This window comes from Stenotrophomonas sp. 93052_Sma, from assembly GCF_056481145.1.
The window spans coordinates 1476112-1495478 of record NZ_CM151134.1 but is presented as its reverse complement, the minus strand read 5'-3'; the positions used below and the strand labels follow the sequence as shown (position 1 = coordinate 1495478).

15 protein-coding genes and 2 pseudogenes are annotated in these 19367 nt (G+C 67.0%); all 17 read left to right on the top strand.

Annotated features, from left to right (window positions below; genetic code table 11):
• Positions 1-4: 4 nt before the first annotated feature.
• The 17 genes and pseudogenes from ACZK2V_RS06985 to lpxA all read left to right on the top strand — a co-directional run bounded on the left by ACZK2V_RS06985 (position 5) and on the right by lpxA (position 19334).
• Positions 5-2381: pseudogene (locus ACZK2V_RS06985) on the top strand (fimbria/pilus outer membrane usher protein).
• Entirely contained in the window at positions 2378-3415 is a 1038-nt protein-coding gene (locus ACZK2V_RS06980; protein WP_154352167.1) for a Csu type fimbrial protein, read from the top strand. The pseudogene ACZK2V_RS06985 and the gene ACZK2V_RS06980 overlap by 4 nt, the downstream one beginning before the upstream one ends.
• 230 nt (positions 3416-3645) lie before the next feature.
• Positions 3646-3864: a hypothetical protein gene (locus ACZK2V_RS06975; RefSeq protein WP_154353600.1), complete on the top strand. Its 219-nt coding sequence runs from the start codon at positions 3646-3648 to the stop codon at positions 3862-3864.
• Positions 3864-4562, top strand: a complete 699-nt coding sequence (locus ACZK2V_RS06970; protein WP_486323051.1) for a fimbrial biogenesis chaperone — start codon at positions 3864-3866, stop codon at positions 4560-4562. The genes ACZK2V_RS06975 and ACZK2V_RS06970 overlap by 1 nt, the downstream gene beginning before the upstream one ends.
• Before the next feature lie 219 nt (positions 4563-4781).
• Entirely contained in the window at positions 4782-5588 is an 807-nt protein-coding gene (gene rpsB / locus ACZK2V_RS06965) for a 30S ribosomal protein S2 (RefSeq protein ID WP_005408748.1), read from the top strand.
• A 126-nt stretch (positions 5589-5714) separates the two neighbouring features.
• Positions 5715-6590: a translation elongation factor Ts gene (gene tsf, locus ACZK2V_RS06960; protein ID WP_032127939.1), complete on the top strand. Its 876-nt coding sequence runs from the start codon at positions 5715-5717 to the stop codon at positions 6588-6590.
• A gap of 258 nt (positions 6591-6848) precedes the next feature.
• A pseudogene (locus tag ACZK2V_RS06955) lies at positions 6849-8385 on the top strand (HDOD domain-containing protein).
• A gap of 121 nt (positions 8386-8506) precedes the next feature.
• Entirely contained in the window at positions 8507-9235 is a 729-nt protein-coding gene (pyrH, locus tag ACZK2V_RS06950; RefSeq protein WP_032127941.1) for a UMP kinase, read from the top strand.
• 96 nt (positions 9236-9331) lie between these two features.
• Positions 9332-9886, top strand: coding sequence for a ribosome recycling factor (gene frr / locus ACZK2V_RS06945; RefSeq protein ID WP_032127942.1), 555 nt, complete (start codon positions 9332-9334; stop codon positions 9884-9886).
• A gap of 5 nt (positions 9887-9891) precedes the next feature.
• The gene (uppS, locus tag ACZK2V_RS06940) at positions 9892-10659 is read left to right on the top strand and encodes a polyprenyl diphosphate synthase (RefSeq protein ID WP_032127943.1); all 768 of its coding nucleotides are present in this window, start codon (positions 9892-9894) and stop codon (positions 10657-10659) included.
• Positions 10656-11492 carry a phosphatidate cytidylyltransferase gene (locus ACZK2V_RS06935; RefSeq protein WP_010486331.1) on the top strand — a complete coding sequence of 279 codons (837 nt, stop codon included), beginning with the start codon at positions 10656-10658 and terminating at the stop codon, positions 11490-11492. Before uppS ends, ACZK2V_RS06935 begins: the two co-directional genes overlap by 4 nt.
• A 2-nt stretch (positions 11493-11494) precedes the next feature.
• Positions 11495-12685, top strand: coding sequence for a 1-deoxy-D-xylulose-5-phosphate reductoisomerase (locus ACZK2V_RS06930; protein WP_049399539.1), 1191 nt, complete (start codon positions 11495-11497; stop codon positions 12683-12685).
• A 55-nt stretch (positions 12686-12740) separates the two neighbouring features.
• The gene (gene rseP, locus ACZK2V_RS06925; protein ID WP_197614916.1) at positions 12741-14099 is read left to right on the top strand and encodes an RIP metalloprotease RseP; all 1359 of its coding nucleotides are present in this window, start codon (positions 12741-12743) and stop codon (positions 14097-14099) included.
• 74 nt (positions 14100-14173) lie between these two features.
• Positions 14174-16537 carry an outer membrane protein assembly factor BamA gene (gene bamA / locus ACZK2V_RS06920; protein WP_201118544.1) on the top strand — a complete coding sequence of 788 codons (2364 nt, stop codon included), beginning with the start codon at positions 14174-14176 and terminating at the stop codon, positions 16535-16537.
• A 511-nt stretch (positions 16538-17048) separates the two neighbouring features.
• Positions 17049-18071, top strand: a complete 1023-nt coding sequence (gene lpxD, locus ACZK2V_RS06915; protein ID WP_010486339.1) for a UDP-3-O-(3-hydroxymyristoyl)glucosamine N-acyltransferase — start codon at positions 17049-17051, stop codon at positions 18069-18071.
• Positions 18068-18526: a 3-hydroxyacyl-ACP dehydratase FabZ gene (fabZ, locus tag ACZK2V_RS06910; RefSeq protein ID WP_032128326.1), complete on the top strand. Its 459-nt coding sequence runs from the start codon at positions 18068-18070 to the stop codon at positions 18524-18526. Before lpxD ends, fabZ begins: the two co-directional genes overlap by 4 nt.
• Before the next feature lie 16 nt (positions 18527-18542).
• Positions 18543-19334, top strand: coding sequence for an acyl-ACP--UDP-N-acetylglucosamine O-acyltransferase (gene lpxA / locus ACZK2V_RS06905; protein WP_032128327.1), 792 nt, complete (start codon positions 18543-18545; stop codon positions 19332-19334).
• Positions 19335-19367: the final 33 nt, after the last annotated feature.

Here is a 19367-nt window from a genome sequence, read left to right as displayed (position 1 = left end):
GTTGATGGGCGCGCTGCTTGCTGCCCTGGCTCCTGCGGCGACCCAAGCCGCCGATGTGTCCGGTGCAGCGGCTACCGCCACCGCCGATGTATCAGGCATCTCCGCCGATGCGATGCTGCCACCGCCCACACCGTTGACCGCCAACCAGACGCTGTACCTGGACGTTTCGCTCAACAGCACCCCACGCGGACTGCTGCCTTTCATCGAGAACCGTGGCCGCCTGCAGGCCAGCCCCGACGTACTGCGCCAGCTCGGCTTCAACGCCCACGGCGATGCACCGGTGTACCTGGACCAGATCAGCGGCGCGGTGGTGCGCTATGACGCACGCCTGCAGACCCTGGCGCTGGACGTGCCACTGGACCAGCTGACCCTGCCAACCACCGTGCTCAGCCGCCCGCAGACACGCGCGCCCGCAGGCAGTGCCTCACCCGGACTGCTGCTCAACTACGACGTGTATGGCAGCCGGGTGGATACGCTGGGCAACCTCAGCCTGAGCTCCGAACTGCGCCTGTTCGGCGTCGGCAACGGCACCTTCGAAAACACCGCGGTCAGCAGGCGCTACCAGCAGCCTGGCGACCGTCGCTGGCGAGGGGAGAGCGTGCGCCTGGATACGCGCTGGAGCCTGGATTTCCCCGACCAGGCGATGACGCTGGAGGTCGGCGATTTCTACAGCGGCTTCGTCGACTGGACCCGTCCGGTGCGCCTGGGTGGCCTGCAGATCGGTCGCAACTACAGCCTGCAGCCCTATCGCGTGCTGACCCCCACGCCCAGTTTCCTCGGCCAGGCGGTGGTGCCGTCCACGGTCGAGCTGTACGTCGATGGCCTGCGCCAGTACAGCGGCCAGGTCCCGGTCGGCCCGTTCCAGCTGGCCGCACAGCCGGGGATCAGCGGCACCGGCAGCGCACAGGTGGTGGTGACCGATGCGTTCGGCCGCATGCAGACCCTGGATTTCAGCTTCTATGGCACCCAGCAGCTGCTGGCCAAGGGCCTGTCGGACTGGTCCGCCGGCATCGGCCACCTGCGTGAGGACTTCGGCCAACGCTCCTTCGCCTACGACGACCGCACCGTGGCCAGTGCCAGCTGGCGCGGTGGCATCAGTGACACGTTCACCGGCGAGGCTCATGCCGAAGGCGGTGGTGGCCTGGCCCAGGCCGGCATCGGCGGCTGGTGGCTGCTGGGTGGCGCGGGCGTGTTCAACGCCGCCTATGCGCACAGTGACTACCAGGGCCTGCAGGGCGGGCAATGGGCACTGGGCTACAGCTGGAACAACCGCCGACTCAACGTCAATCTGCGCACCGTGCGCAGCCATGGTGATTACCGCGACCTGGGCGCACTGCAGGGCAACCTGCCGCCGAGCATCAGCGAACAGGCCACGGTCGGCGCCGACCTGCTGCGGCTGGGCACGCTCAGCGCCAGCTACCTGCGCCTGCGCTACCCCGATGGCGAAGACAACCGCTACGCCAGCCTGTTCTGGTCGCGGACCTGGAGCCAGCGCTGGTCAGCCTACCTCTCGGTGAACCAGAACCTGGACCAGAGTGATGACCGCAGCATCTATCTGTCGGTAACCGCCAGCCTGGGCAACAACCGCCAGGCCAGCCTGTCCAGCCAGCGCAATGGCGACAGCCAGACCTGGGTGGCCGACGTCACCCAGCCGGTGCCCGGCGATGGCAGTGCAGGCGGCATCGGTTGGCGCGCAGGTGCGCCACGGCGAGGACGGCAGTGGCGGCCTGGCCGAAGTCGGCATCCTCAATGACGTCGGCCGCTACTCCTTCGGGGCCTCGCGCCAGGGCGGGCTCAACTATGCCTACGGCAGCGCCAGTGGCAGTCTGGTCTGGATGGGCGGGCACGCGTTTGCCACCCGCGAGGTCTCCGATGCATTCGCGGTGATCAGCACCAATGGTGTCGGTGGCGTGCCGGTGCGGCTGGAGAACCGCCTGATCGGCGTCACCGATGATCGTGGCCTGTTGCTGGTCAGCCCGCTGCTGTCCTGGCAGCGCAACCGGGTCTCGATCGACACCCTGGACCTGCCCGAGGACATGCGTGCCGACCGCATCGAGGACTGGGTGACGCCGCGCCAGCGCGCTGGGACCCACGTGACATTCCAGTTGCGCTCGCGGCCCTCTCTGAGCCTGACGCTGCAGAGCATGGACGGGCAGCCGCTGGAAGTGGGCAGCGAAGTGCAGTTGCCCGGCGGACGCCAGGCCACGGTGGGCTATGACGGCCTGCTGTATCTGGAAGACGTCGCTGCCGGCAGCGTGCTGTACATCACCACCAGCCGCGGCCAGTGCCGGGTGAAGGTACCCGAGCAGCCCAAGGTAGTGGCGTCCGGCGCCCGGCCGAAGCCGGCTCCGCTGCCGTGCATCCCGGAGGTGGCGCCATGAGAGTGCTGCTGCTCGGCATGCTGCTGTTCGCCGGCCTGCTCGCGGCACTACCGGCCCAGGCGACAGCGGTCTGCACGGCAACCGCGAACCCGACCCTGCCGTTCGGCAACATCAACAGCAACGCTCCCGGCCCTACGGCGGCGACGCTGAACATCACGGTGACCTGCACCACCGCCGCACTGAGCCTGCTGGCCACCACCGGCGTCCGCGTCTGCGTGGGTGTCGGCGCAGGCAGTGGCGGCGGCAGCAGCTCCACCTTCCGCACGATGTCCACTTCCACCAGCGACACCATGAATTTCCAGCTCTACAACAACGCCAGCTACGGCCAGGTCACCGGCCTGGTGCCACGCGGCACGCCGCCGGCGCAGGAACTGACCATGAGCTACAACGTGCCGCTGCTGACCGGCGGCAGCGGTGCGCAGTCCGTGCAGCTGTTCGCGCAGATCCCCGCCAACCAGATCCTCGCTTCGGGTGCTTACAGCAGCACCTTCAGTGGCGCCAACGTGGTGCTCACCTGGGCCTGGAACGAAGTCCTGCTCGGCAACGCCACCGTGCCGGCCGCCTGCAACGGCGGCGCAACCGGCACCAACAGCGCCAGTGCGGCCTTCAGCTTCACTGCCACTGCCAACGTGCTGCCGCAATGCGGCAGCTACGTCACCACCAACATGGACTTCGGCAACGTCACCGGCAGCATTTCCGCCAACATCGACCGGACCGCCACGCTCACGCTGACCTGCCTGAAGAACACCGCCTACCAGATCAGCCTCAACAACGGCCAGAACAACCCCGCCGCCTCCACCACCCGGCGCATGGCCACCACCATTGGCAGCGGCACCTACTACCTCCCCTATGAGCTGTACCGCGACGCCGCGCGCAGCCTGCGCTGGGGCAATACCCTCAATGTCGATACCGTTGGCGGCACCGGAAGTGGCAGCGCGCAGCAGCTGACCATCCATGGCCGGGTGCCGGCGGTCACCGGCCAGCCCCCGGCCGGTACCTACAACGATCTGGTGCAGGTGACGATCACTTACTGACCTGTGTGCCGACCAACGGTCGGCATCCACCGGGATGGATTGGAATGGTCGGCATCCACCGGGGTGGGTTCCGGTAGATCCACGCCGTGCGTGGATGCGCGCATCATTCCTGCGCCAGGACCAGTCGACTGGCAGTCGACCCTACAGATTCGGCCGATCCGGCCGATACCGCGCAACGGGTCCTACAGTACGGTGGATGGCAGGTGGTTCGCGCACTTCTGATCGGGGCGATGCTGGTCGCCAGTATGCCCGCGTGGGCCGATCCCGGCAGCACCTCCCTGCAGATCCGGCTGACTGTGGTCGAGGGCTGCAGCAGTGATGCCGGCAACACCCGATGCGCGGCACCGCACCGGAGCAGCGACGCGCCCGAGCTTCCGCAACAGATCCGCGACCTCGCGCCGCCGGCCGACAGCGACGACGCGGCGCCTGCCGTGACCCTCATCTACTGATGCGCATCCTGCTGAGCCTGCTGGCACTGCTGCTGGCACTGCCCGCTGCGGCACTGGACCTGGTGCCCACCACCCTGCAGCTGCCCGCCGAAGGGGGGCACGGCGAGCTGTGGCTGTACAACCCCGGGCCCGGCCGCTGGCAGGGCGAGGTTCGGATCCTGGCCTGGGAACAGCAGGTCGATGCGGAAAAGCTGCGGCCCAGCGACCAGATCCTGGCCAGCCCCTCCCGGCTCGACCTCCCGCCCGGCACCCGTCAACGCATCTGGCTGCTGCCTCGGGAGACGTCGCCCGTTGCCGTCGAGCAGGCCTACCGGGTGATCCTGAGCCCCAGCGGACCGGACCTGCCACGCTACTCGCTGCCCTTGTTCCGGGGGCATGCGACGCCCCTGGCGCGGCCGGACCTGCATGTCGGGATCGAGCCCGGCACGTCGCAGCCTCTTCTGCGACTGCGCAACGCAGGTTCCGTTCACGCCCGCCTGCACGATCTTGCGTTCGTCGCCGGCGATGGACGCCGCACCCTGCTGCTGCCGGGACTGGCCGGCTACCTGCTGGCGGGCCGGGAACGCCGCTGGGCCCTCCCCGTCCATGCCGACGGCTATGCCGGTGGCCATTTCCAGGCCCGGCTGCAGGACGGCCGCGTGGTCGATCTGACCGCGCCGGACCCGGCAATTGCAGCGAGCGCTCCCAGCGGGCTATAATCGACCGGATTCCTGCCGCCTGCGTGCGCGGGAGACCGTCCACACCGGACGTCACCGGTGAATCCACACCTGCTGCCCCCATCCGTGCCGGGGTGCTCCGCAAGGAGTTCGGCCACGGAGGCAACAGGGAAGCCCAACCCCGGAACCATCCGCGCTTCCACGCGTCCCGCATACCTATCCCGCGGGCGGAATCGCCGGTTCCATATCAGGAGTATTGCAATGCCCCAGGTCACCATGCGTCAGATGCTGGAAGCCGGCGTCCACTTCGGCCACCAGACCCGCTACTGGAACCCGAAGATGGCTCCGTACATCTTCGGCGCCCGCGGCAAGATCCACATCATCAACCTGGAAAAGACCGTCCCGCTGTTCAATGATGCGATGAACTTCATCTCGTCGGTTGCCCAGAAGCGCGGTACCGTCCTGTTCCTGGGCACCAAGCGCAGCGCCCGCGAAACCATCAAGGAAGAAGCCGAGCGTTGTGGCATGCCGTTCATGAACCAGCGTTGGCTGGGCGGCACCCTGACCAACTTCCGTACCGTCAAGCAGTCGGTTGCCCGCCTGAAGGAACTGGAAGCCGGTGAAACCGACGGCACCTTCGAGAAGCTGGTCAAGCACGAAGTGCTGGGCCTGCGTCGCGAGCGCGACAAGCTGGAAGCCTCGCTGGGCGGCATCAAGGACATGAACCGTCTGCCGGACGCCATCTTCGTGATCGACATCGGCCACGAAGACATCGCGATCAAGGAAGCCAAGAAGCTGGGCATCCCGGTCATCGCCGTGGTCGACACCAACTACAACCCGGAACTGGTGGACTACGCCATCCCGGGCAACGACGACGCCATCCGCGCTGTGCAGCTGTACGCCCGCGCCGCTGCCGACGCCGTGCTGGAAGGCAAGGCTGCTGCGCCGCACGCTGCTTCGGTGCGTGAGGAAGAGTTCGCCGAAGCTGCTGCCGAAGGCGAAGAGAAGCCGGCCCGCCGCGCTCCGGCCAAGAAGGCTGCCAAGAAGGGCGACGACGCCCAGGCCTGATCCAGGCCCCGGGGTGGACGCCCGGCGTCCACCCTCCCTGCGCGCAGCCTTTGGCGCGTGACAGGACCGTGTCACACGGGCCGGCCACCATGCCGGCCCAACCCCTTTCTTTCGTGAGGTAATCCCGTGGAAATCACTGCTTCCCTGGTCAAGGAACTGCGCGAGCGCACCGGCGCCGGCATGATGGAATGCAAGAAGGCTCTCACCGAAGCCAACGGCGACATCAACGCTGCTGCTGAAGCCATGCGCAAGTCCGGCGCTGCCAAGGCCGACAAGAAGGCTGACCGCGTGGCCGCCGAAGGCCGTCTGGGCCTGGCCCAGGATGGCGGCAAGGCCGTGCTGGTCGAAGTCAACTCGGAAACCGACTTCGTCGCCAACGATGACAACTTCAAGTCCTTCGTCAATGCCGTCGCCGCTGCCGCCCTGGCATCGGGCGCCAACGACGTCGAAGCCGTGAAGGCTGCCAAGCTGGCCGATGGCCGCACCGTTGAAGAAGCCCGCGCCACCGCCGTGCAGACCCTGGGTGAAAACATCCAGATCCGTCGTATGGTGAAGGTTGATGGCAACAACACCATCGGCGCCTACGTCCACACCAACGGCAAGGTTGGCGTGCTGGTCGACCTGGTCGGCGGCGACGTCGAGCTGGCCCGTGGCCTGGCCATGCACGTGGCAGCCCTGAAGCCGCCGCACAACAAGGCTGCGGACGTCCCGGCCGAGTTCGTCGAGAAGGAAAAGGAAATCGAGCTGGCCAAGATGTCCGAAAAGGACAAGGCCAAGCCGGCCGAGATCCTGGAAAAGATCATCAGCGGCAAGATCAACAAGATCGTCAGCGACGTGACCCTGTACGGCCAGACCTACGTGCTGGGCGACACCACCGTCGAGCAGGTGGTCAAGGCCGCTGGCGCCGACGTGGCGGGCTTCAAGCTGCTGATCGTCGGCGAAGGCATCGAGAAGGTGGTGGAAGACTACGCCGCTGAAGTTGCCAAGGCGATGCAGGTCTGATTCCAGCCTTCCGGCTGTGAAGCGACCAGAAGGAGCCGCGGGAAACCGCGGCTCTTTTTTTATGTATGGGCCAAGGGATGAACCCATGCCCCATCGGCGGGTGCGCACCGTTGGTGCGCACAACCGGCACCTTTGCGTTGCGCGCGAATCAAGCCGATACTCGGCGCAGGGAATCCACAGTCACATAGCAGGAACGAAAATCGCGGACTGTGATGCATTCCTAGGTATTCTTGTCCCAATGGAATTGAACGACCCGACATGCCTCCCGAGCTGACAGCTGCCCTGGCGCTCTGCCGCAACCTGCCCTCGCCACCCGGTATTGCCCTGCGCATCATCGAGCTGGCCCAGGACCCGGAAGCGGATATCGCCACCGCCGCCGACATCATCGCCATCGACATGGCGCTGAGCGCTCGCATGCTGCGCATCGCCAATTCGCCGCTGTACGCCAGCCGCCGCCGCATCGAGAACCTCGGCCAGGCGCTGACCATGCTCGGCCTGAATGCCACGATCAGCCTCGCCCTCGGCTTCACCGTCACCCAGGGCCTGACCGGTGGCGGCGGTGCCGACCACGACCTGCGCCAGCGCGTGGAAGCGCAGCATTCTCAGCGCCCTGGCCGCCAGCCAGCTGGGCCAGGCACGCGGCCTGCGTCGGCTGGAGGAACTGATGCTGGCCGGGCTGCTGCAGGACCTGGGCGTGCTGTGCCTGGCCCAGGCCGAATCGGAGCGCTACCTGCCACTGCTGCGCGAAGCCCGTGACAATACCGATCTGGTCGCACGCGAGCGCGAGGAACTGGGCTGCAGCCACGCCGATGTCGGCGCCTGGGTGGCCGAACAGTGGGGCCTGCCGCGCTACCTGGTGGAAAGCATCAGCCACAGCGAGGACGACGACGCTGCCGATTCGCCGTTCCAGGGCTGCGTGCAGCTGTCCGGCGCTGTTGCCGACATCTGGCTGGACGAAGACGCCGATGCCGCCCGCGAACGCGCCCTGCACCAGGTGCATGACCGGCTGGAGCTCGACAGCGCCCGTTTCGATCAGGTGCTGACCCGCATCAGCGATGCCCTTCCAGATATCGCCAGCCTGTTCGAGGCCGGCCTGAACTCGCCCTCGCGGGTCCGGGAGCTGATCGACCACGCGCAGGAGCTGGCCACCCTGCGCAACCTGCGCGAGCTGCAGGATGCCGATCAGGCACGCCGCCGCGCCGACGAATTCGAGGCGCGGGCCAAGCGCCTGGCCGACCAGGCCCACCGCGACGCCCTGACCGGCGTGCTCAACCGCCGCCAGCTGGAGGCGGTGCTGGAACAGGAGTTCCTGCGCGCCGGGCGCCAGGGCTGGCCGCTGTCGGTGGCCTTCATCGACCTGGACGACTTCAAGAAGATCAACGATGCCCACGGCCACCTGACCGGCGACGAGGTGCTGCGCGCCTTTGCCGGCAAGCTGCAGGGCCAGCTGCGCAACAGCGACACCGTGGCCCGCTTCGGTGGCGAGGAATTCGTCGCGCTGCTGCCCAACACCAGTGAATCGGTGGCGCTGGACGTGATCCGGCGTGTGCTGGCCAACATCGTCGCCACGCCGATGGCCGAACTGGAGGGAGGCCCGCTGTTCGTCACGTTCTCCGCCGGCGTGGCCACCCAGGGCGGCTACGAACGCTTTGCCGACGTGCAGGACCTGCTGCGCGCAGCCGACGATGTGCTGTACCGCTCGAAGAACCTGGGCCGCAACCGGGTGATCGCCCGCTCCCCCGGCGCCCTCGGCCACGACGAGCTTTCAGCCACCGCCGGCGCCGAGCTGGGCTGAACGGGACGCCCCGCGTGAGCGGGGCGGACGGCAGGATTTCGCGCCGCAGTGCACAAAACACTTTGGCCCAACGCCGCATGCGCGTAGAATCGCCCGCGATTTCCACGCACCCGAGGTCCCTATGTCCAAGCTCGCCTATCGCCGCATCCTTCTGAAACTGTCCGGGGAGGCGCTGATGGGAGATGAGGACTACGGCATCGACCCGAAGATCATCAATCGCCTGGCCCGTGAGGTCATCGAAGCCCAGCAGGCCGGTGCCGAAGTGGCGCTGGTGATCGGCGGCGGCAACATCTTCCGCGGCGCCGGCCTGGCCGCCGGCGGCATGGACCGGGTCACCGGCGACCAGATGGGCATGCTGGCCACGGTCATCAACGCCCTGGCCATGCAGGACGCCCTGGAAAAGCTGGGCGCCAAGGCCCGCGTGATGAGCGCGATCAAGATCAATGACGTGTGCGAGGACTACATCCGCCGCCGCGCCATCCGCCACCTGGAAAAGGGCCGCCTGGTGATTTTCGCCGCCGGCGTCGGCAGCCCGTTCTTCACCACCGACTCCGGCGCCGCGCTGCGTGCGATCGAGATCGGTGCCGACCTGCTGCTGAAGGCCACCAAGGTCGATGGCGTGTACGACAAGGACCCGAACAAGCACAGCGACGCGGTCCGTTTCGACAGCCTGAGCTACGACGAAGTGATCCGCCGCGGCCTGGAAGTGATGGATACCGCGGCCTTCGCACTGGCCCGAGACAGCGACCTGCCGATGCGCGTGTTCGACATGGGCCAGCCGGGCGAGCTGCTGAAGATCCTCAGCGGCGCGAACATCGGCACCCTGGTCCAGGGCCGCGACCCGGCCTGAGCCTGAGCGCCAGGCGAGCTGCGGGCCGATTCTGGCCCGGCAGCGTCCCGTATTCGCCTATAATCGCCCGATTCCAGTTACACCCAGGACCGGGCGATGCTCAACGACATCAAGAACAACGCGCAGACGCGCATGGCCAAGAGCATCGACGCTCTGAAGCACACCCTCACCTCGATCCGCACCGGCCGCGCCACCCCGGCCCTGCTGGACCGCGTCACGGTCAGCGCCTATGGCAACGCCAGCACCCCGCTGAACCAGGTCGCATCGATCTCCAACGCCGACGCCCACTCGCTGCTGGTCACGCCGTTCGACAAGAGCATGATCAAGGAGATCGAAAAGGGTCTCTACAACGCCGAGTTCACCCCGAACACCCTGGGCACCGCGATCCGCATCAACATGCCGCCGCCGACCGAAGAGCGCCGCAAGGAGCTGGCCAAGCAGGTGCAGAAGGAAGGCGAAGGCGCCAAGATCGCGATCCGCAACATCCGTCAGGACGCGAACAAGGAAATCGCCAAGCTGGTCAAGGACAAGGCGATCAGCGAAGACGAGAAGAAGCGCGGTGAGGACGACATCCAGAAGTTGACCGACACCAACATCAAGGACGTCGACAAGGTCGTTGCCGACAAGGAAAAAGAACTGCTGTCGGTCTGAAGTCGATGCCTTCAGTCCCGCCTCCGTTGCCGGCCGCCCTGCCCCGCCACATTGCCATCATCATGGATGGCAATGGGCGCTGGGCACAGCAGCGCCGTCGTCCGCGCGTGATCGGCCACCGGGCTGGCGCGCGTGCGGTCAACCGCACCATCGAGCGCTGCCTTGAACTGGGCATTCCGGCGCTGACCCTGTTCGCGTTTTCCAGCGAGAACTGGGGCCGGCCGCAGGAAGAAGTCGATGCGTTGATGAAGCTGTTCCTCGGCGCGCTCGACCGCGAAGTGGACGAGCTGCATCGGCGTGGCGTGCGCGTGCGCTTCATCGGCGAGCGCGAACGCTTCGGTGCCGGGCTGGTCAGCCGCATGCAGCTGGCCGAGCAGCGCACCGCAGACAACACCACCCTGACCCTGTCGATCGCCGCCAGCTACGGTGGCCGCCAGGACATCGCCCGTGCCGCGCGCGCGCTGGCCGCTGAAGTCGCCGCCGGCCGCCTGCTGCCCGAACAGATCGACGAATCGCTGCTGGGCAGCCAGGTCGCCCTGGCCGACCTGCCGCCACCGGACCTGTTCATCCGCACCGGTGGCGACACCCGCATCAGCAACTTCCTGCTGTGGCAGCTGGCGTACACCGAGCTGTGGTTCACCGAGGCGCTGTGGCCAGACTTCGATCCCGCCCTGCTGCAGCAGGCGCTGGACGCCTACGGCAGCCGTGAGCGTCGTTTCGGCCTGACCAGCGCCCAGATCGCCGCACTGGCCACCGAGACTTCCAGCCCATGACCAAGACCCGAGTCCTTGCCGCGCTGATCATGGCGCCGGTCGCCATTGCCGCGATCCTGCTGCTGCCGACCCAATGGCTGGCAGCGGCGGCCGCTGCGGTGCTGCTGATCGGCCTGTGGGAGTGGCTGAAGCTGGCCGGCATCGAAGACACCCTGGCGCGCACCGTGCTGCTGGTACTGAACCTGCTGCTGATGGTGCTGCTGGTATGGGCCGATGGCAGCACGCTGGTGCTGTTCCAGATCACCACATTGGCCGGTGTTGCCTGGTGGTTGGCGGCGCTGGTCTGGCTGCGCTTCTTCAATTTCGGCGCGCAACCGTCGGCACCCTCGCGCATCGTGAAGATGCTGGCCGGTACGCTGGCCATCGTTCCGGCCTGGGCCGCGCTGGTGCTGATCCATGCCGGCGGCGATCCGCCGGGCAAGCAGGGCCACCTGTGGCTGCTGGCTGCGCTGGCACTGGTCTGGGCGGCCGATTCGGGCGCCTATTTCGCCGGCCGTCACTTCGGCAAGCACAAGCTGGCCCCGCGCATCAGCCCCAACAAGACCTGGGAAGGCCTGTTCGGCGGCCTGCTGGCCGGTGTCGCCGTGGCCGTCGGCCTGGGCTGGCTGGCCGGCATCGATACCGCACACCTGCCGGGCCTGCTGATCACTTCGGTGGTGGCCGTGTTCGCCTCGGTGCTGGGTGATCTGTTCGAAAGCCTGATCAAGCGCCACGCGGGCGCCAAGGACTCGGGCCACCTGATTCCGGGCCATGGTGGCGTACTCGACCGTGTCGACGGCGTTCTGGCTGCAGTGCCGGTGTTCGCACTCGGCAAGGAAATCTTCGGGTTCTGACCATGAATGCTGTCGCAGACCTGCGCCGGGTCGCCGTATTCGGCGCCACCGGCTCGATCGGTGCCTCCACGCTGGATGTGATCGCCCGCCACCCGCAGCGCTACCAGGCCACCGTGCTGGCCGCCGGTCGTCAGGTGCAGGCGTTGCTGGCACTGTGCCGCCAGCACCGGCCCGCCCACGCGGTGATCGCCGACGAATCGCTGTTCGCTGAGCTGCGCGATGGCCTGCGCGATGCCGGACTGGCCACCGAGGCGCATGCCGGCCATGCCGCGCTGGACCAGCTGGCCGCCAGCGATGCCTGCGACACCGTGGTCGCCGCCATCGTCGGTGCAGCCGGGCTGTCTTCCACCCTGGCCGCCGCCGCCGCGGGCAAGCGCATCCTGCTGGCCAACAAGGAATCGCTGGTGCTGGCCGGTGAGCTGCTGACCCGCACCGCTGAACGCGCCGGCGCCGAGATCATCCCGATCGACAGCGAACACAGCGCGATCTTCCAGTGCCTGCGCTCGCGCGATGCCAGCGTGGATGGCGCCGGCGTGCGCCGCATCCTGCTGACCGCCTCCGGCGGCCCGTTCCGTGGCCGCAGCCGCGCCGAACTGGCCCAGGTCACCCCGGCCCAGGCCGTTGCCCACCCGAAGTGGTCGATGGGGCCGAAGATCTCGGTTGATTCGGCGACGTTGATGAACAAGGGCCTGGAAGTGATCGAGGCCCACCACCTGTTCGGCATCCCCGGTGAGCGCATCGAAGTGCTGGTGCACCCGCAGAGCCTGGTCCACTCGCTGGTCGAGTTCGTGGACGGCTCGACTCTGGCGCAGATGGGCCTGCCGGACATGCGCACCACACTGGCCGTTGGCCTGGGCTGGCCACAACGCATTGAATCGGGCGTATCCGGGCTGGATCTGCTGGCCCAGGGCCGGCTCGATTTCGAGGCCCCGGACACCGACGCCTTCCCCTGCCTGGCCCTGGCCTGGCAGGCGATGCAGGCCGGCGGCACCGCCCCGGCGGTGCTGAACGCTGCCAATGAAGAGGCGGTTTCAGCGTTTCTTCAGGGCCGGATCGGTTTCCTGACCATCCCGGAGCTGGTTGCTAACGCTCTTTCAACACTGCCGACCCAGCCAGCCGATACACTGGAGGTCCTGTTGTCCGCCGACCAGCGGGCACGCCAGCTGACCCTGAACGCCATCGACGCCGCCTGAACGACCGCCTCGCCCAGCATGACGACGCCGCCCCTGCCCGCCACTGTGAGCCTGCATGACTGACTTCATCGGATCGGTCTGGTGGATGATTGTCAGCCTCGGGCTGCTGGTCACGTTCCACGAGTTCGGGCATTACTGGGTCGGGCGCCTGTGCGGGGTCAGGATCCTGCGCTTCTCGGTCGGCTTCGGCCGGCCGCTGTGGTCGCGCCGGGACAGGCACGGCACCGAGTTCGCCATCGCCGCCATCCCGCTGGGTGGCTATGTGAAGTTCCTGGACGAGCGCGAGGTCGAAGTGCACCCGCACGAGCGCGGCCAGGCCTTCAACCACAAGACCGTCTGGCAGCGCATCGCCATCGTCGCCGCCGGACCGATCGCCAACCTGCTGCTGTGCATCCTGCTGCTGTGGGCGATGTTCGTGATCGGCAAGCAGGATTATTCGCCGACCATCGGCCGTGTCAGCGGCATCGCCGCCAGCGCCGGCCTGACCAGCGGCGACCGCGTGCTGCGCGTGGACGAGCGCCCGGTGGTCACCCTTGGCGAGGCCAGCATGGCGCTGACCGCCGCCGCGATGGACCGCCGCGACGTGAAGCTGGAAGTGCTGGACCCGGCCGACCAGGTGCGCGTGCGCAGCCTGCCGCTGTCGCAGCTGCCCCCCGGCTTCGATGAACGGCGCGTGCCGATCCTGGCTGGCCTGTACTGGCAGTCGTGGCTGCAACCGGCGCTGGTCGAGTCGCTCACCGCGGACTCCGTGGTGGCCGGGCAGCTGCAGCCGGGCGATCTGATCGTAGCGATCGACGGCCAGCGCATCGACGGCGCCGACCAGGTCATCGGCGAGATCCAGACGCTGGGCCGCGCCGGCGGCCCGGGCATGATCGAGGTCCTGCGGGGCGGCGAGCGCCTGGCGCTGGAAGTCACCCCGCGCCAGGGCAAGGATTCAAAGGGCGAGCCGATCTGGCAGATCGGCGTGCAGTTCCCGACCTCGTTCAGCCCTCCCTACGACACCCTGCTGCGCTATGGCCCGCTCGACGCGGTCACCGTGGCCGTGCGCGAAACCGGCCGCCTGGCGGCCGATTCGCTGGGCATGATGGGCCGCATCGTCACCGGCAAAGCCTCGCTGCAGAACGTTTCCGGGCCCGTCACCATCGCCCGGGTAGCCAACATCTCGGCCAAACGCGGCCTGGACTGGTTCCTGCAGTTCCTTGCCCTGCTGTCACTCAGCCTGTGCATCATCAACCTGTTGCCGATCCCGATCTTGGACGGCGGCCACCTGCTGTATTACCTTATCGAGTTGGTCAAGGGCAGCCCGCTGAGCGAGCGTGCCATCGCCGCCGGCCAGTACATCGGCCTGGCGTTGCTGGCCGGGCTGATGGGGTTGGCGTTCTACAACGACATCCTCGGCCTGGTCCCGCGATGAACTTTTCCACGTTGTTGCCGTCTACAGCGTCGGCATCCCGCACCAATGAAATCGACCTTCCTACCGGACGTGACATGACGCGACTCCCCAATCGCCGCCTGCTGGCCCTCGCCCTCGCCGCCGTCACCGGCGCTCCCGCCCTGGCCCAGGCAGCCGAGCCCTTCACTGTCAGCGACATCCGCGTGGATGGCCTGCAGCGCATCAGCTCGGGCACGGTATTCACCTACCTGCCGGTGGAGCGTGGCGAGACGGTCACCGACAACAAGGTCGGCGAGACCATCCGCGCCCTGTACAAGACCGGCTTCTTCGAAGACGTGCAGCTGGACCGCCAGGGCAGCATCCTGGTGGTGACCGTCAAGGAACGCCCGGCGATCAACAAGCTGACCGTGACCGGCAACAAGGACATCAAGTCCGAGCAGCTGCTCAAGGGCCTGTCCGACATCGGCCTGACCGAGGGCGGCACCTTCGATCGCCTGAGCCTGGATCGCGTGACCCAGGAACTGCGCCGCCAGTACAACGACCGCGGCAAGTACAACGTCGAGATCACCCCGACGGTGAGCCCGCTGGACCGCAACCGCGTGGACATCGCGATCGCCATCAAGGAAGGCAAGGCGGCCAAGATCCGTCACGTCAACCTGGTCGGCACCGAGAAGTTCGAGAGCAAGGACATCCTGGAGACCTGGGAGTCCAAGGAGCACAACTGGGCATCGTGGTACCGCCGTGACGACCAGTACTCCAAGGAAAAGCTGTCCGGCGACCTGGAAAAGCTCAATTCCTGGTACCTCGACCGCGGCTATGTCGACTTCAGCATTGATTCGACCCAGGTGTCGATCAGCCCCGACAAGCGCGACATGTTCCTCACCGCCGGCGTGACCGAAGGTGCGCAGTACAAGATCTCCGAGATCAAGGTCAGCGGCGACACGATCCTTCCGCAGGAGGACGTCGAGCGCATGGTGATCCAGAAGTCCGGCGACACGTTCTCGCGTGCGCTGCTGGAATTCAGCTCGGACACCATCACCAACTCGCTGTCCAACATCGGCTACGCGTTCGCCAAGGTGAACCCGATCCCGACCACCAACCGCCCCGAGCAGACCGTGGCGATCAACATGCAGGTCGTGCCCGGCCCGCGCGTGTCGGTGCGTCGCATCCTGTTCCGTGGCAACACGCGTACGTCCGACGAAGTGATGCGTCGCGAAATGCGCCAGTTCGAGAACAGCTGGTACTCGCAGGCCGCGATCGACCGCTCCAAGATCCGCCTGCAGCGCCTGGGCTACTTCGAGTCGGTGGACGTTGAAACCCCGGCCGTGAGCGGCAGCAACGACCAGGTCGACGTCGTCTACAACGTCAAGGAAACCACGTCCGGCAGCTTCGTGTTCGGCCTGGGCTACTCGCAGTCCTACGGCATGACCACCTCGGTGCAGCTGTCGCAGAACAACTTCCTCGGCGGCGGCAACCGCGTGTCGGTCGAAGCCTCGCGCAGCAGCTACCTGCAGCGCTACGGCTTCAGCTACACCAACCCGTACTTCACCGATGACGGCGTGTCGCTGGGCTACAACCTGTCCTGGCGCGAACTGGACTACTCCGACTTCAACACCGCGCAGTACAACAGCACCAATGGTTCGGCGCAGGTGGTGTTCGGCGTGCCGATCACCGAGACCGATACCGTCTCGCTGATGTTCGGCATCGACAGCAACCAGATCACCACCTACCAGGGCTCGACCCCGCAGTCGATCATCGACTACATCAACGCCGTCGGTAAGCGCACGTTCCATGCATGGCGCACCGAGCTGGGCTGGGCGCGTGACTCGCGCAACGACTACTTCATGCCGACCCGCGGTACCTACCAGCGCATCGGCCTGGAAACCACGCTGCCGGGTTCGACCATCGAGTACTACAAGCTGAACTACCAGATCAGCAAGTACTGGCCGATCATGCCGTCGCTGGTGATCAACACCCGTGCCGAAGTGGGCTACGGCGATGCCTATGGCAACGACTACACCCGCACGCTGACCAACCCGGACGGCACCACCCGTACGGTGACCGCCAGCGGCCTGCCGTTCTTCGAGAACTTCTACGCCGGCGGTACCAACTCGGTGCGCGGCTTCGAAGACAACACCCTCGGCCCGCGCGAAGTCACCAACGGCTACCCGGAAGGCCAGCCGCTGGGTGGTTCGCTGAAGACCGTCGGTTCGGTCGAAGCCTACTTCCCGCGCCTGTTCGACAGCCCGTCGGCACGCGTGTCGGCCTTCGTCGACTTCGGCAACGTCTACACCGGCGTGGACAACTTCAAGGCCAACGAACTGCGCGTGTCCACCGGTGTGGCCCTGCTGTGGCGCGCCCCGGTCGGCCCGATCTCGATCAGCTACGCCTTCCCGCTGAAGAAGGAAGACGGCGACAAGATCGAGCGGCTGCAATTCACGTTCGGTGGCCAGTTCTGAGGAACGTCGTTCCTCAGAACTGATCCACCTCCGGTGAATTGCCCGTGCATTTCACCTATCCCCCGCGCCGTTACGCATGCCATCCATGGCATGCGCCCTTCGGGCCGTTGCATGGCAACGTTGGGAATCGCTCCTGCGATTCCCAGCGGCGCGCCCCCCCCTTAACAGAAGGGGGGCTCTCCACCAGACGGGATGCGAAGCGCCGGGCTCTGCCCGGCGTTTTCGTTTGGCCTGGATGCCGGAAGCGCCCGCTCTGCTTTTGATCTTTTCTGTTTTTCCGTGGCTGGCACTCGCGCCACGCCCTCGGAGGTCGGACGGGGTGGGGCTGCGGGGGTGTGAGCCGCATGGATGCGGCGACCAAGGCTACATGGACGTACTTGCGCCGCCCCCCGCAGCCCCGCCCCGTCCGACCCAGCCCATGACACTGGCTCTGCCGGCCGCGAGGGGCCCTGCCGTTGGCTGCATGACCGCCCCGCATGACCGCAATGCCGTCACACGTTAAACTCCCGCCGTGAATACTCCCACCTACACCGCCCAGCAACTCGCCGAGCAGTTCGGCCTGCAGGTCCATGGCGACCCCGCCACCGCCATCCATGGCGTGGCCACCCTCGCCCATGCCGGTCCTGGCCAGCTGACCTTCCTCGCCAACCCGCGCTACCGCGCCCAACTGGCCGACAGCCAGGCCTCGCTGGTGGTCCTGCGTGCCGACGACGCCGAGGCCGCCCCCGGCGCCGCGCTCGTGGCCAAGGACCCGTACACCACCTTCGCCAAGATCGCCGCGCTGTTCGACATCGCGCCGACGCGCCCGCCGGGCATCCACCCCAGCGCCGTCATCGATCCCAGCGCGCAGGTCGCCGCCAGCGCGCATATCGGCCCGTTCGTCTCCGTCGGCGCACGCAGCGTGGTCGGCGAAAACTGCATCATCGGCACCGGCAGCGTGATCGGCGAAGACTGCAGCCTGGACAACGGCTGCGAACTGATCGCGCGGGTCACCCTGGTCACCCGGGTCAAGCTCGGCAAGCGGGTTCGTGTGCATCCCGGTGCCGTGCTCGGCGCCGATGGCTTCGGCCTGGCCATGGACGCCGGCAAGTGGATCAAGGTGCCGCAGCTCGGCGGCGTGCGCATCGGCGATGACTGCGAGATCGGCGCCAACACCTGCGTCGACCGTGGTGCGCTGGAAGACACCGTGCTGGACGAAGACGTGCGCCTGGACAACCTGGTGCAGATCGCGCACAACGTGCAGATCGGTGCGCACTCGGCCATTGCCGGCTGCACCGGCATCGCCGGCAGCGCCAAGATCGGCCGCTACTGCCTGCTCGGCGGCCACGTTGGCGTGGTCGGCCACCTCGAGATCTGCGACAAGGTCGTGATCACCGGCAAGTCGGTGGTCCGCAATTCCATCCATGAGCCGGGCGAGTACTCGTCCGGCACCCCGTTGACCGACAACCGCACGTGGCGCAAGAACGCCGCGCGCTTCAAGCAGCTGGACGCATTGGCTCGCCGCGTCCTGGCTGCTGGCAAGGAGAAAGAATGAACGACACGCTGCAGCTTCCGATCGACGTCTGCCAGATCCAGGAACTGCTCCCGCACCGCTACCCGTTCCTGCTGGTGGACCGGGTGCTTGAGCTCGACATCGACGCCAAGCGCATCCTTGCGCAGAAGAACGTCAGCATCAACGAGCCGTTCTTCCAGGGCCACTTCCCGGGCCGCCCGATCATGCCCGGCGTGCTGATCATCGAAGCGCTGGCGCAGGCCGGTGGCGTGATGACCCAGCTCACGCTCGGCCGTGACTCGCAGTCCAAGCTGTTCTACATGGTCAAGGTGGAAAACGCCCGCTTCAACAAGCAGGTCGTTCCCGGCGACGTGCTGATGCTGGATGTGCAGATGAAGCGCCTGATCCGCAACATGGGCTGGTACTACGGCGAAGCCAAGGTCAACGGTGAAGTCGTTGCCTCGGCCGAAGTCATGTGCGCCGGCGCCAAGGGCTGATCCACTGGAGGCAGGAATGACTGACAACGCACCGCGGATCCACCCGACCGCCGTCATCGACCCGGCCGCGCGCCTGGCCGATGACGTCCAGGTGGGCGCGTTCACCCTGATCGGGGCCGATGTGGAAATCGGTGCCGGCACGGTGATCGGCCCCCACTGCAGCATCCACGGCCCGACGAAGATCGGCCGCGACAACCGCTTCATCGGCCACGCAGCCGTCGGTGGCGAACCGCAGGACAAGAAGTATGCAGGGGAGCGCACCGAGCTGGTGATCGGCGACCGCAATGTGTTCCGCGAGTTCGTCACGCTGAACCGTGGCACCGGCGGCGGCGGCGGCATCACCACCATCGGCGACGACAACTGGATGCTGGCCTACACGCACGTGGCGCATGACTGCCATGTCGGCAACTTCTGCGTGTTCTCCAACAACACCACCCTGGCCGGCCACGTGACCGTGGGTGACTACGTGATCATCAGCGGCTTCGCCGGGGCCCACCAGTTCTGCCGGATCGGCGCGCATGCCTTCCTCGGCATGGGCGCGCTGACCAATGGCGATGTTCCGCCGTTCACCATGGTCGGCACCGATTCGTTGGGCCGCCCGCGCGGCATCAACAGCGAAGGCCTGAAACGCCGCGGCTTCGACGCCGAGCGCATTTCCGCCATCAAGCGTGCCTACCGCACGCTGTACGTGGCGGGCCTGCCACTGGCCGAAGCCAAGGTGCAGCTGACCGAACAGGCGCGCGACAGCGATGACGTGAAGGCCATGCTGGACTTCATCGAGCACGCCGAGAGGCCCTTGCTGCGATGAGCAGCACGACCGGCCAGGCGCCGGCCGGCGCCG

Bases quoted from the DNA above. Each gene is read 5' to 3' on its own strand.
- rpsB (WP_005408748.1), top strand. From the start codon at position 4,782: ATGCCCCAGGTCACCATGCGTCAGATGCTGGAAGCCGGCGTCCACTTC.
- rseP (WP_197614916.1), top strand. From the start codon at position 12,741: ATGACTGACTTCATCGGATCGGTCTGGTGGATGATTGTCAGCCTCGGG.
- frr (WP_032127942.1), top strand. From the start codon at position 9,332: ATGCTCAACGACATCAAGAACAACGCGCAGACGCGCATGGCCAAGAGC.
- bamA (WP_201118544.1), top strand. From the start codon at position 14,174: ATGACGCGACTCCCCAATCGCCGCCTGCTGGCCCTCGCCCTCGCCGCC.
- ACZK2V_RS06935 (WP_010486331.1), top strand. From the start codon at position 10,656: ATGACCAAGACCCGAGTCCTTGCCGCGCTGATCATGGCGCCGGTCGCC.
- ACZK2V_RS06970 (WP_486323051.1), top strand. From the start codon at position 3,864: ATGCGCATCCTGCTGAGCCTGCTGGCACTGCTGCTGGCACTGCCCGCT.
- ACZK2V_RS06975 (WP_154353600.1), top strand. From the start codon at position 3,646: ATGCTGGTCGCCAGTATGCCCGCGTGGGCCGATCCCGGCAGCACCTCC.
- fabZ (WP_032128326.1), top strand. From the start codon at position 18,068: ATGAACGACACGCTGCAGCTTCCGATCGACGTCTGCCAGATCCAGGAA.
- ACZK2V_RS06930 (WP_049399539.1), top strand. From the start codon at position 11,495: ATGAATGCTGTCGCAGACCTGCGCCGGGTCGCCGTATTCGGCGCCACC.
- ACZK2V_RS06980 (WP_154352167.1), top strand. From the start codon at position 2,378: ATGAGAGTGCTGCTGCTCGGCATGCTGCTGTTCGCCGGCCTGCTCGCG.
- uppS (WP_032127943.1), top strand. From the start codon at position 9,892: ATGCCTTCAGTCCCGCCTCCGTTGCCGGCCGCCCTGCCCCGCCACATT.
- pyrH (WP_032127941.1), top strand. From the start codon at position 8,507: ATGTCCAAGCTCGCCTATCGCCGCATCCTTCTGAAACTGTCCGGGGAG.
- lpxA (WP_032128327.1), top strand. From the start codon at position 18,543: ATGACTGACAACGCACCGCGGATCCACCCGACCGCCGTCATCGACCCG.